The sequence below is a fragment of the Rothia kristinae genome, assembly GCF_016028855.1.
GTDB lineage: Bacteria > Actinomycetota > Actinomycetes > Actinomycetales > Micrococcaceae > Rothia > Rothia kristinae.
In genome coordinates, this window is the sequence record NZ_CP065738.1 from 979508 (window position 1) to 992480 (window position 12973).

Sequence of the window (12973 nt, forward strand, 5' to 3'; positions counted from 1 at the left end):
CGGGTTCCTCCGGTTCCTCGGTGGGGTCTCGCCCTCATCGCGGCGACCGGGAAGCCTCGCTCCGCTGCGATGCGGAATCCGTGGGGTCCGGGCCGGTGCCTTCCGTGCTGTGTCTCGCCGTACGGGATGCCCTGGGCGGTGTGCTGTCAGCTCAGCGGGGTCGAAGCGGTCCGGGGCCTCAGCGGGCCCGCGCGTGCTCTTCTGCGGGGTCAGCGATCATGTGCTCTCCCGTCTGCCGGTGGAATCGGTCCGGTTGATCAACCACCTCCAGTATCCCACCGCCCGCCCGCGAGGGGAAGACCTGAACGCGACTTTTCGTGATCCGGATCGCAGACCGGCGCGATGCCGGATCGCGAGGTGTCGTACGGAGTCCCGCGCGGGTCGGCGGGCCGGATCAGGCGGACGCGGCGGCGTCGTCGTTCTCGGCGGGCAGCCCCCACGCCTGGGCGAGGATCTCCATGGAGCGGCGGGACTGCTCGGTGGTCGGGGACTGCAGGGACACCATCAGCTCGTCGGCCTGCGCCTGGGCGGTGAAGCGCTCCAGGTACTCCCGCACCTGATCCCCGGTGCCCTGGGCGGTGAAGCGCAGCATGTCGATGATCTGGTGCCCGGCGGGGGAATCCACCAGCAGGTCCAGCTCCTCCTCCGTGAACTCCCTGCCGCGGCCCACCATGGCCTTGACCCGGTTGCGCCGGACCAGTCGGGTCTGCTCGGCGGCCTCCTCCTCGGTGTCCGCGGCGGTGACGTTCACGGCGGCGATGACGTACGGCTCGGCCAGGTGCTCGGAGGGCTGGAAGGTCTCCCGATACACCGTGGTGGCCTGCTCCAGGGCCGCGGGGGCGAAGTGCGAGGCGAAGGAGTACGGCAGACCCAGCCGGGCCGCCAGCTGCGCGCCGAACAGGGAGGAGCCCAGGATGTACAGGGGAACGTTGGTCCCGCGCCCGGGGATCGCCTCCACCCCGGGGATGCGGGAGGAGCCGGACAGGTACCCCTGCAGCTCGACGACGTCGCTGGGGAAGCGCTCGGCGTCCTGGGGGTCCCGGCGCAGCGCCTGCAGGGTGCGCATGTCCGTGCCGGGGGCCCGGCCCAGCCCCAGGTCGATCCGGCCCGGGTACAGCTCCGCGAGGGTGCCGAACTGCTCGGCGACGGTCAGCGGTGAGTGGTTGGGCAGCATGACGCCGCCGGCGCCCAGCCGGATGCGGCGGGTGTGCGCTCCGATGTGCGAGATCAGCACGGCCGGGGCGGCGGAGGAGATGCTGGGCATGTTGTGGTGCTCGGCGTACCAGATCCGCGAGTAGCCCAGGGCCTCGGCGCGCTGGGCCATGTCCACGGAGCGGACATAGCTGTCCGCGGGGGTCTCGCCGTCGTAGACGGTCGCGAAGTCGATGAGGGACAGGGGGAGCATGAGGGCCTTCCTTCCGTGGCGGGTGCCTCGGCGGCGGCGTGCCGGGCGGGCATCCCATCGGGGACGAGGGCGGGACGGGGACGCCGGAGGCTGATTCTGCCCGGTGCAACCGCCCCGCCCCGTGGTGCTATTCCGCCTCGGGGTGGGGCGCTGGGCACGGAGGTCTGGACGGGTGACCGGCGTCGCCGTAGGCTGTGGTCTGGACGATGACACCGAGGCGGACCCGCGGATTTCCGGGCCTCCGCGGCGGTGGCGCACTTCACTGCCATCCGGCTTGCGTGCCCTGGTGGGGGGCTGTAAAGTCTTACAGGTCGCCGCGAGGCGGGCCGGTCCTGACCGGCCGGATCATCACCGAGGATCCGCAGGTTTGCGGGATGGTGTGAGGGTCTGGTACGCTGGACAGGTTGCCGCCGATCGAGACGGTGACGTTTTTCCGAGAGACCGATGGTCGTCTCTGGTTCCGAGTGTTCGGGGCTGGTGGTGGCTGTGTGGTTCGTTGTTTGAGAACTCAATAGTGTGCTTTGTTCACTCTGATGGTGCATACCAAGTATTTTTTGTGAATGACTGTGGTCATCATGCAGAGTGTTGGTGCAGCGTGGAGGCCACCCCGTGGCTGGTGATGCGCTGCGCTGTTCATTTATTTTGATGAGTCCAGTGTTCATGCTTTTTGTTTTTCAACGGAGAGTTTGATCCTGGCTCAGGACGAACGCTGGCGGCGTGCTTAACACATGCAAGTCGAACGCTGAAGCCTGGTGCTTGCACCGGGTGGATGAGTGGCGAACGGGTGAGTAATACGTGAGTGACCTGCCTTTGACTCTGGGATAAGCCTGGGAAACTGGGTCTAATACCGGATGCGACTACTGCCCGCATGGGCTGGTGGTGGAAAGGGTTATGTACTGGTCTTAGATGGGCTCACGGCCTATCAGCTGGTTGGTGGGGTAATGGCCTACCAAGGCGACGACGGGTAGCCGGCCTGAGAGGGTGACCGGCCACACTGGGACTGAGACACGGCCCAGACTCCTACGGGAGGCAGCAGTGGGGAATATTGCACAATGGGCGCAAGCCTGATGCAGCGACGCCGCGTGAGGGATGACGGCCTTCGGGTTGTAAACCTCTTTCAGCAGGGAAGAAGCGGAAGTGACGGTACCTGCAGAAGAAGCGCCGGCTAACTACGTGCCAGCAGCCGCGGTAATACGTAGGGCGCAAGCGTTGTCCGGAATTATTGGGCGTAAAGAGCTCGTAGGCGGCTTGTCGCGTCTGCTGTGAAAGCCCGGGGCTTAACTCCGGGTGTGCAGTGGGTACGGGCAGGCTAGAGTGCAGTAGGGGTAACTGGAATTCCTGGTGTAGCGGTGAAATGCGCAGATATCAGGAGGAACACCGATGGCGAAGGCAGGTTACTGGGCTGTTACTGACGCTGAGGAGCGAAAGCATGGGGAGCGAACAGGATTAGATACCCTGGTAGTCCATGCCGTAAACGTTGGGCACTAGGTGTGGGGGACATTCCACGTTTTCCGCGCCGTAGCTAACGCATTAAGTGCCCCGCCTGGGGAGTACGGCCGCAAGGCTAAAACTCAAAGGAATTGACGGGGGCCCGCACAAGCGGCGGAGCATGCGGATTAATTCGATGCAACGCGAAGAACCTTACCAAGGCTTGACATACACCGGATCGTTCCAGAGATGGTTCTTCCCTTTTGGGCTGGTGTACAGGTGGTGCATGGTTGTCGTCAGCTCGTGTCGTGAGATGTTGGGTTAAGTCCCGCAACGAGCGCAACCCTCGTTCTATGTTGCCAGCACGTGATGGTGGGGACTCATAGGAGACTGCCGGGGTCAACTCGGAGGAAGGTGGGGATGACGTCAAATCATCATGCCCCTTATGTCTTGGGCTTCACGCATGCTACAATGGCCGGTACAATGGGTTGCGATACTGTGAGGTGGAGCTAATCCCAAAAAGCCGGTCTCAGTTCGGATTGGGGTCTGCAACTCGACCCCATGAAGTCGGAGTCGCTAGTAATCGCAGATCAGCAACGCTGCGGTGAATACGTTCCCGGGCCTTGTACACACCGCCCGTCAAGTCACGAAAGTTGGTAACACCCGAAGCCGATGGCCTAACCCTTGTGGAGGGAGTCGTCGAAGGTGGGACTGGCGATTGGGACTAAGTCGTAACAAGGTAGCCGTACCGGAAGGTGCGGCTGGATCACCTCCTTTCTAAGGAGCTCAACTTTGGTTGGCCCTGTTCGTGCCCGAGTGTGGTGCGTGGGGTTTGCTCATGGGTGGAATGTGCGCCTGTTCTTGTCATGCTGCCGGCTTGTGTGGCTGGTGGTGTGGTGAGTGGAGTGGATGGAGCATGCTGTTGGGTTTTGAGGCAATGAGCTTCTGACCCGTGCTGGTGATGGGTTTCCTGTTGCTGGTGTGGGTTGGGGTGGTTGTCTTGGGTTTGCCTGGCTGCTGCTGGTGCCATGCGTTGTGTGTGGTGTTGGTGGTGGTGTGGGTTGTTGTTTGAGAACTATATAGTGGACGCGAGCATCAATTTTATTCTGGTATGCCGTGTCTGGTGACTGCTGGGTTTCTGGTGGTTGCTGGGTGTGGTGTATCTGCGATTGTTGAGTTTATCTGTGATTATCTGTGTGTGGCTAAGTTGTTTAGGGCGCACGGTGGATGCCTTGGCACAAGAAGCCGATGAAGGACGTGTGAATCTGCGATAAGCCTCGGGGAGTCGATAACAGGACGTTGATTCGAGGATTTCCGAATGGGGGAACCCCGCCACTTGTCAAGGGTGGTGACCTGCACCTGAATGTATAGGGTGTGTGGAGGGAACGAGGGGAAGTGAAACATCTCAGTACCCTCAGGAAGAGAAAATAACTAATGATTCTGTGAGTAGTGGCGAGCGAAAGCGGATGAGACTAAACCTGTGGTGTGTGATACCGGTGAGGGGTTGCATCATGGGGGTTGTGGGAGTGATGCGTGCCAGTTCTTACCGGCTGGTGGTGTGGTGTGTTGCGGTAGGCGAAGCGCCTGGGATGGCGTGCCGTAGAGGGTGAGAGTCCTGTAGCTGAAACCGTGGCTGCTGCATGGTGTTGTTTCCCGAGTAGCACGGGGCCCGTGAAATCTCGTGTGAATCTGCCAGGACCACCTGGTAAGTCTAAATACTTTCTTGTGACCGATAGTGGATCAGTACCGTGAGGGAATGGTGAAAAGTACCCCGGGAGGGGAGTGAAATAGTACCTGAAACCGTGTGCCTACAAGCCGTCAGAGCCTTTTGGGGTGATGGCGTGCCTTTTGAAGAATGAGCCTGCGAGTTAGTGTTCTGTCGCGAGGTTAACCCGTGTGGGGTAGTCGTAGCGAAAGCGAGTCTGAAGAGGGCGTGTGAGTGGCAGGATCTAGACCCGAAGCGGAGTGATCTACCCATGGCCAGGTTGAAGCGTGTGTAAGAGCGCGTGGAGGACCGAACCCACTTCAGTTGAAAATGGAGGGGATGAGCTGTGGGTAGGGGTGAAAGGCCAATCAAACTCTGTGATAGCTGGTTCTCCCCGAAATGCATTTAGGTGCAGCGTTGCGTGTTGCTTGCTGGAGGTAGAGCTACTGGTTGGCTGATGGGCCTTATCGGGTTACTGACGTCTGCCAAACTCCGAATGCCGGTAAGTTTTAGCGTGGCAGTGAGACAGTGGGGGATAAGCTTCATTGTCGAGAGGGAAACAGCCCAGACCATCAACTAAGGCCCCTAAGCGTGTGCTAAGTGGGAAAGGATGTGGAGTTGCTGAGACAACCAGGAGGTTGGCTTAGAAGCAGCCATCCTTGAAAGAGTGCGTAATAGCTCACTGGTCAAGTGATTCTGCGCCGACAATGTAGCGGGGCTCAAGTACACCGCCGAAGTTGTGGCAACAGCGTTTTGTTGTTGGGTAGGGGAGCGTCGTGTGGCCGGTGAAGCTGCCGTGTGAACGAGTGGTGGAGGCTATGCGAGTGAGAATGCAGGCATGAGTAGCGAATGATGCGTGAGAAACGTATCCGCCGGATGATCAAGGGTTCCAGGGTCAAGCTAATCTTCCCTGGGTTAGTCGGGGCCTAAGGCGAGGCCGTCAGGCGTAGTCGATGGATAACGGGTTGATATTCCCGTACCGACGAAGGACCGTCCATACTGAGCTGGTGATACTAACCACCCGAACCGCTGTGGCCGCATTTTGTGTGGCTTCTGGTGGGGAGCGTGGGGCCTGAGCCAGGGAGGTAAGCGTGTTAACAGGTGTGACGCAGGAAGGTAGCCGGGCCACGCGGTGGTTGTCGTGGTCTAAGCATGTAGGGTGGGGTGTTGTTAAATGCGCGCCCCGTGTGCCTGAGATGTGATGGGACCCCCTTTGGTGGGGGGATTCGGTGATCCTATGCTGTCGAGAAAAGCATCGGCGTGAGGTTCTAGTTGCCCGTACCCTAAACCGACACAGGTGATCAGGTAGAGAATACTAAGGCGTTCGAGAGAATCATGGTTAAGGAACTCGGCAAAATGCCCCCGTAACTTCGGGAGAAGGGGGACCTTGAGCGTGAACCGGGCTTGCTCCGGGGAGCGTGTATGGGTCGCAGAGACCAGGGGGAAGCGACTGTTTATCAAAAACACAGGTCCGTGCGAAGTCGCAAGACGATGTATACGGACTGACTCCTGCCCGGTGCTGGAAGGTTAAGAGGACTCGTTAGGCCCTTCGGGGTCGAAGCGGAGAATTTAAGCCCCAGTAAACGGCGGTGGTAACTATAACCATCCTAAGGTAGCGAAATTCCTTGTCGGGTAAGTTCCGACCTGCACGAATGGAGTAACGACTTCCCTACTGTCTCAACCATGAACTCGGCGAAATTGCAGTACGAGTAAAGATGCTCGTTTCGCGCAGCAGGACGGAAAGACCCCGTGACCTTTACTATAGTTTGGTATTGGTGTTCGGTGTGGCTTGTGTAGGATAGGTGGGAGACTGTGAAGTCATCACGCTAGTGGTGGTGGAGTCGTTGTTGAAATACCACTCTGGTCATATTGGATGTCTAACTTCGGCCCATGATCTGGGTCAGGGACAGTGCCTGATGGGTAGTTTAACTGGGGCGGTTGCCTCCTAAAGAGTAACGGAGGCGCCCAAAGGTTCCCTCAGCCTGGTTGGCAATCAGGTGTTGAGTGTAAGTGCACAAGGGAGCTTGACTGTGAGACTGGCAGGTCGAGCAGGGACGAAAGTCGGGACTAGTGATCCGGCGGTTCATTGTGGAATGGCCGTCGCTCAACGGATAAAAGGTACCTCGGGGATAACAGGCTGATCTTGCCCAAGAGTCCATATCGACGGCATGGTTTGGCACCTCGATGTCGGCTCGTCGCATCCTGGGGCTGGAGTTGGTCCCAAGGGTTGGGCTGTTCGCCCATTAAAGCGGTACGCGAGCTGGGTTCAGAACGTCGTGAGACAGTTCGGTCCCTATCCGCTGCGTGCGTTGGAGAATTGTGGAGGCCTGTCCTTAGTACGAGAGGACCGGGACGGACGAACCTCTGGTATGTCAGTTGTACCGCCAGGTGCATGGCTGATTGGCTACGTTCGGGAGAGATAACCGCTGAAAGCATCTAAGCGGGAAGCTTGCTTCGAGATGAGTTCTCCTTGCCCTTTTGTTGGGTGTGAGGCTCCCTGTAGATGACGGGGTTGATAGGCCAGGTATGGAAGCCGGGACTGAAGACTGGTGGAGTTGACTGGTACTAATAGGCCGAAGACTTATCTACACATCATGGTGATCATGGTTGTTTGATGGTCGTGTGTTGGTGTTCGTGTTCACTGTATGGTTTTGGGATAGCAACCCGTGTGGGGTGCTGACCATGAACCCGTGACCCTTGGGGGTGTTTCCCTGGTGGGTGGGGTTGGTGGTGGGTGCCTGGATGGTGGTTGGCCCGTGTTTTTCTCGGTGGTTATGGCAAGAGGGGTACACCCGGTCCCTTTCCGAACCCGGTAGTTAAGGCTCTTAGCGCTGATGGTACTGCACCCGGTAGGTGTGTGGGAGAGTAGGTCGCCGCCGAGATTCATTTTTTGATGGTGGTGGGGGTCCCCGGTCGGGGATCCCCACCCTTTTTTTGTGCCCGCGGGATGCCCGGGGCGCGCCTGCAGGTACCGACGCGGCACCTGGAAGGGCTGCGGAGGAACCGCCCGGCGTCGGGGTTGCCCGTCCGGCCGGGACGGCCTAGACTGGGAAGCGTCGAGAACGACGAGACTTGCCGACGCCGCGGCGTCGAGCTCGAGGTTTTCGGTGGTTATAGCCAGAGGGAGACACCCGGTCCCATTCCGAACCCGGTAGTTAAGGCTCTGAGCGCCGATGGTACTGCACCCGGTAGGTGTGTGGGAGAGTAGGTCGCCGCCGAGATACACCACCCGAAGGGGCGGATCCGATGGAGGACCCGCCCCTTCGTCGTCTCCGGAACCCCTTCCCGCTCCCGCGCTGTCTCCGCCCTCTGCCGCGGGCCGGTAGAGTGCCGGTATGCCGCAGACCCCTCCGCAGACCCAGACCACCCCGACCGTGCACCGCGGGAACTGGCTCACCCTGGACCCCCGGCTGACCTACGGTCTCGCGCAGCTGCGCTGTGAGGTCTTCGTGATGGGCCAGGGCATCACCTCGGAGCCTGAGCTGGACGGCCGGGACCTGGAACCGGAGGCCGTCAGCTACTGGATCGCCGATCAGACGGGGCGGCCCGTCGCCACCCTGCGCACCCTCGCCGGGGATCCGGAGACCAAGGAGGTCGTCATCGGCCGGGTCGCCACCGCCGCCTCCCACCGCGGGCGCGGACTGGCCGGGGCGCTGCTGCGCGCGGTCATCGCGGACCACCCCGGCCGGGTGCTCACGATGCACGCCCAGGCCCACCTGCGCGACTGGTACGCCCGCTACGGCTTCCTGCCGGTCGGGCCCTCCTTCCAGGAAGCCGGCATCGAGCACCTGCCCCTGCGGCGGGAACCCTCCGGCGACTGAGGTCGACCCGAGCGGGGGGGCCAACCCTTGTCCGGGGTGCTGTTCCCGCCCGTCGCGCAGCCTCCGATGCCGCCTCCGGCCTCACCCGCCCGAGGGAACGGCGGCGGCCCGACGGGCCGGGCTACACTGGACGGGTCCCGCGCCCCGGCAGCCCCCGGTCGTGTTCGGGCGCGTCCCAGCCCCGTGCCGCCGACGACGGGCCGGCCCTCCGGTTCTGCGCCGGGGCTGCCGTCGTCGACGGACGACGCCCGAGTGGCGGCTCGCGCCCACCCAGCGCAGACCCGTCGGCACACCGAAGGAACCCCACGGAAACGGAGCCCGCACCCCATGGCATGGCTGAGCCTCGTCCCCTCCCTGGCCCTGTGCGCCGCGATCCTGGTGATCCCGGGGCTGCTCGTGACGCTGGCGGTGCGGGTGCGCGGCTTCGACGCCCTGGCCCTGTCCCCGGCCGTCTCCGTGGCCGTGATCGCCGTCAGCGCCATCGTCGCACCGCATCTCGGTCTGCGCTGGGCGCTGTGGATCCCCCTGCTGGGCGCACTGCTCCTGGCCCTCGTGCTGGGGGCCGTGCACCTGCTGCTGACCCGCAGCGGCCTCGCCGATCGACCCGCCCCCCGGCCCACCGACCGATCCGCCGAGACCCCCGCCTCCGCTGCCGCCGGGAGCTGCCGGCCCGCGTCCCGGTGGTTCGACCGCGAACAGGGTCGATACTGGGTCGCCCTGGTCCTGGCCGGCGGGCTCATGCTGCGGGTGCTCACCAATGCGGTCGGCAGCCCCCAGTGGTTCTCCCAGACCTTCGACAACAACTTCCACCTCAATGCCGTGCGGTGGATCGCGGACACCGGCGACGCCTCCTCGATGACCCTCACCGCGATGACCTCCGGGGACGAGGCACCCGCGTTCTACCCCGCGGCCTGGCACGACGTCGTCTCCCTCGTGTTCATGACCGGAGGGGACACCATCCCCGCGGCCACCAACGCGATGATCCTCGTGGTCGGCGCCCTCGTGTGGCCGCTGAGCGTGCTCTTCCTGCTGCGCAGCATGCGCCGCTTCGGGCTGCTCGCCGTCCTCTGCTCCGCGCCCCTGCTGGCCGGATTCAGCGCCTTCCCCCTGCTGCTGATCTTCTTCGGGGTGCTCTACCCCAACGTCCTGGGCCTGGCCCTGATCCCGGCCGGCCTCGGAATCGTCCTGGAGCTGTTCCGCCTGGGGGAGGCCCGCCGACTGGACACCGTCCAGGCCGTGCTCCTGGGCCTGCCGTCCGCCCTCGGCGTCGCCCTGGCCCACCCCAACGCCGTCATGTCCCTGCTGGTCATGGCCGTTCCCATCCTCGTGCTGCGCGCCCTGCGCCAGATCCGCCGCGCCGCCGCCGGAACCACCCGTCCCCTGGCCGCGCTCGGGCAGGTCCTGCTGATCGCGGGACTGCTGTGGTTCGTGTGGTACCTGTGGGGCGTCGTGCGCCCGCAGGAGAGCGCGGCCGCGTGGGGCCCGTCCACCAGCGACAGCCAGGCCTTCGGCGAGGCCCTGCTCAACGCGCCGCTGAGCCTCGTGTGGGCCCAGTGGACCGTGAGCATCTTGGCGGTGCTCGGCGTCGTCGCCGCCTTCCGGGCACGCACCAACCGGTGGCTGCCCCTGACCTACGGCGTGCTCATCTACTACTACGTGGCCGTGCGCTACCTGCAGTGGGACCAGGATCGCATGTGGGTGACCGGGGTCTGGTACAACGATCCGTACCGCCTGGCCGCGCTGCTGCCCCTGGCCGCGATCCCGCTGGCCGTGCTCGGGGTGCAGATGATCGCGGAGGACCTCGCCCGCTGGCGCCCCCTGCAGGTGCTGGCGCGCCGCTCGCCCCGGGCCGCCGGGCGGGTCGGTTTCGGACTGGGTGCGGTCAGCCTGATCCTGGTCACCGCCCTGACGCAGTTCGCCCGGCCCCTCACCCAGATGATGGACAACTCCTACTGGACCTACTACCCTGGCCCCGGGGCGGCCCTGGTCTCCGCGGACGAGCTGGACGTGCTGGAGGCCATGGATCGCTGGGTGCCCGCGGAGGACGTCGTCGTCGTCAACCCCTTCACCGGCGGTGCCCTCGCCTACGCCCTGGCCGACCGGCGCACCACCGCCGAACACACCCTCTACACGCCGACCCCCGCCGAGCGGACCATCGACGAATCCCTGAGCGAAGCCCGCGAGGACCCCGCCGTGTGCCGGGCGGTGGAGGAGGCCGACGCCCGCTGGGTCCTGGACTTCGGGGATCGGGAGGTCAACAACGGGGACCACTCCGATCGGTACCGCGGCCTGGAGGGTCTCGAGCAGGCCGGGGTCGCCCGCACCGTCTACCGCGCGGGAGACGCCAAGCTGCTGGAGATCACCGCATGCCGCTGACCCCGTGTACCCGCCGCGCCGCGTCCGGTCCCGCTGCGCAGGCGCCGGTGCCATCGGGTTCGGCCCGGTAGACTGGAGGCACTATGGCACAGACTCCCGAGGCCCCGCAGCAGCCGAGCTGCCTCATCATCATGCCCGCGTGGAATGAGGAAGAGGTCATCGACTCGACCCTGCGCGAGCTGCAGGACACCATGCCCGGCCATGACCTCCTCGTCGTCGACGACGGATCCACCGACGCCACCGCCCGCGTGGCCCGCGCCGCCGGCGCCAACGTGCTCCAGCTGCCCTACAACATGGGGGTCGGCGGGGCCATGCGCGCCGGGTACAAATACGCCCAGCGCCTGGACTACGACCGCGCGATCCAGGTCGACGCCGACGGCCAGCACGACCCCCGCGATATCGAGCGCGTCCTGGCCGGGCTGGAGCACGCCGACATCTCCATCGGGGCGCGCTTCGCCGAACGCGGCACCTACAAGGCCTCCGGGCCCCGGCGGTGGGCCATGAGCCTGCTCGCCCGGATGTTCTCCCGCGTGGCCGGGACCCGGCTGACCGACGTCACCAGCGGCTTCCGGGCCGGCAACCGCCGGGCCATCGCCCAGTACTGCCGCTACTTCCCCGCCGAGTACCTCGGCGACACCATCGACTCCCTGGCCATGGCCCTGCGCGCCGGACTCACCGTGACCCAGGTGCCCGTGGAGATGCGCGAACGGCAGGCCGGCACCCCGTCGAACAACCCCTGGAAGTCCGCGGTGTACCTGGTCCGCTCGCTGTTCTCCTTCCTGCTGTCCATGACCCGGCGCCGCATCACCCCCCACGCAACCGAAGGAGGGCAGGCGTGAGCATCTCCACCGTCTTCTTCCTCATCCTCGGCCTGATCGTCCTCGTCGCCGTGGTCAGGCTCGTGCGGAACCTCAAGCTGCGCGAGAAGTACGCCGCCCTGTGGCTGTTCCTCGGTCTGATCACCGTGGTCCTCATGCTCTTCCCCCGGCTGCTGGACCGGCTCGCCTCCTGGGTGGGGGTGGCCACGCCCGTGAACCTGCTGTTCCTCATCGCGATCCTGCTGCTGCTGGGCATCTGCCTGCACCTGTCCCTGGAGATCTCCCGGCTGGAGGATGAGACGCGGGTGCTCGCCGAGGAGTCCGCGATCCAGCGCTCGCTGCTGATCCGGGAGCTGGAGCGCACCGGGCAGCGACGCAACCCCACCGCCTCCCTGCCCATCATCCACCCCGATGACGTCCCCCGCCCGGACATCGCTGAGGCGGGTGCCGCCCGCGGCGGCGCCTCCGGCCGACCGGGTCGCACCGGGGCCGGGCCGACCGAGACCCCTGACACCGACACCCCGGAGAAGCCATGACCGTCGACATCCTCTTCCCCTACTACGGCGACGTCGCCCTGATGAAGCAGGCCGTGAAGTCCGTGCTCGGCCAGACCGAACGCGACTGGCGCATGGTCGTCATCGACGACGGCTACCCGGATGACTCGATCCCCGGCTGGTTCGACTCCCTCGGGGATGAGCGCGTCACCTACCTGCGCAACGAGCAGAACCTCGGTGCCAACGGCAACTACCGCAAGGCCCTGACCTTCGTGGAGAACGAGCTCGTCGTCGTCATGGGCGCCGACGACGTCATGCTGCCCAACTACATCGAATGGCTGGTGGCGGCCGCCCAGGCCCAGCCCGAGGCGCAGATCTTCCAGCCCGGGGTGTTCGTGATCGACGAGCACAACGCCCCTTCCAACACGCTCGTGGAGAAGACCAAGGCCGTGTACCGGCCCAAGCGCACCACCCTCCTGAAGGGCGAGGACCTGGCCGTGTCCATCCTGCGCGGGGACTGGCTGTACTTCCCGTCCCTGGGGTGGCGGGCCGAGACCATCACCGAGCTCGGCTTCCGCGAGGGCCTGGACGTCGTGCAGGACATGGCGCTGGTCATGGACGTGGCGATGAGCGGCGGGGCGCTGTACTACGACGAGACCGTCGCGTTCATGTACCGCCGCCACCAGGCCTCCGACTCCTCCTGGCGCGCCCTGGAGGGCACCCGCTTCGACGAGGAGCGACGGTTCTTCCAGACCATGGCCGATGAGATGGGGGCCCTGGGCTGGACCAAGGCCGCCGGAGTGGCGAAGCTGCACCTGTCCTCGCGCCTGCACGCCGCGAGCCTCCTGCCGCGCGCCGCGATGGCTCGGAAGTGGTCCGGCGTGAGGAACCTCGCCGCGCACCTGGTGAGATAGCGGAGCCACCGC

General features: G+C 64.4%; 6 protein-coding genes and 4 rRNA genes. 9 read left to right on the forward strand and 1 reads right to left on the reverse strand.

What is annotated here, in order from left to right; translation table 11 throughout:
- Window positions 1–394: 394 nt before the first annotated feature.
- A complete protein-coding gene (locus I6G21_RS04460) occupies window positions 395–1405 on the reverse strand; it encodes an LLM class flavin-dependent oxidoreductase (RefSeq protein ID WP_058730994.1) in 1011 nt (336 codons plus the stop codon).
- A 674-nt stretch (window positions 1406–2079) separates the two neighbouring features.
- Here I6G21_RS04460 and I6G21_RS04470 point away from each other — a divergent pair.
- The 9 genes from I6G21_RS04470 to I6G21_RS04510 all read left to right on the forward strand — a co-directional run bounded on the left by I6G21_RS04470 (window position 2080) and on the right by I6G21_RS04510 (window position 12961).
- Window positions 2080–3610 (forward strand): 16S ribosomal RNA (locus I6G21_RS04470).
- A 423-nt stretch (window positions 3611–4033) separates the two neighbouring features.
- Window positions 4034–7127, forward strand: a 23S ribosomal RNA gene (locus I6G21_RS04475).
- Between the two features lie 175 nt (window positions 7128–7302).
- Window positions 7303–7420 (forward strand): 5S ribosomal RNA (gene rrf / locus I6G21_RS04480).
- Between the two features lie 221 nt (window positions 7421–7641).
- A 5S ribosomal RNA gene (gene rrf, locus I6G21_RS04485) occupies window positions 7642–7759 on the forward strand.
- The 16S, 23S and 5S rRNA genes sit together here, the layout of an rRNA operon.
- Window positions 7760–7873: 114 nt before the next feature.
- On the forward strand, window positions 7874–8359 hold the full coding sequence (locus I6G21_RS04490) for a GNAT family N-acetyltransferase (RefSeq protein WP_081046239.1): 486 nt from the start codon (window positions 7874–7876) through the stop codon (window positions 8357–8359).
- A gap of 327 nt (window positions 8360–8686) precedes the next feature.
- Window positions 8687–10735, forward strand: a complete 2049-nt coding sequence (locus I6G21_RS04495) for a DUF6541 family protein (RefSeq protein ID WP_081046240.1) — start codon at window positions 8687–8689, stop codon at window positions 10733–10735.
- 83 nt (window positions 10736–10818) lie between these two features.
- Entirely contained in the window at window positions 10819–11574 is a 756-nt protein-coding gene (locus I6G21_RS04500; protein ID WP_064725766.1) for a glycosyltransferase family 2 protein, read from the forward strand.
- Window positions 11571–12089 carry a DUF2304 domain-containing protein gene (locus tag I6G21_RS04505; RefSeq protein WP_064725765.1) on the forward strand — a complete coding sequence of 173 codons (519 nt, stop codon included), beginning with the start codon at window positions 11571–11573 and terminating at the stop codon, window positions 12087–12089. The genes I6G21_RS04500 and I6G21_RS04505 overlap by 4 nt, the downstream gene beginning before the upstream one ends.
- The gene (locus I6G21_RS04510) at window positions 12086–12961 is read left to right on the forward strand and encodes a glycosyltransferase family 2 protein (protein WP_129358108.1); all 876 of its coding nucleotides are present in this window, start codon (window positions 12086–12088) and stop codon (window positions 12959–12961) included. Before I6G21_RS04505 ends, I6G21_RS04510 begins: the two co-directional genes overlap by 4 nt.
- The last annotated feature ends 12 nt before the right edge of the window (window positions 12962–12973 follow it).

Coding starts and splice junctions, on each gene's coding strand:
- I6G21_RS04460 (WP_058730994.1), bottom strand. CDS start 1,405: ATGCTCCCCCTGTCCCTCATCGACTTCGCGACCGTCTACGACGGCGAG.
- I6G21_RS04490 (WP_081046239.1), top strand. CDS start 7,874: ATGCCGCAGACCCCTCCGCAGACCCAGACCACCCCGACCGTGCACCGC.
- I6G21_RS04500 (WP_064725766.1), top strand. CDS start 10,819: ATGGCACAGACTCCCGAGGCCCCGCAGCAGCCGAGCTGCCTCATCATC.
- I6G21_RS04510 (WP_129358108.1), top strand. CDS start 12,086: ATGACCGTCGACATCCTCTTCCCCTACTACGGCGACGTCGCCCTGATG.
- I6G21_RS04495 (WP_081046240.1), top strand. CDS start 8,687: ATGGCATGGCTGAGCCTCGTCCCCTCCCTGGCCCTGTGCGCCGCGATC.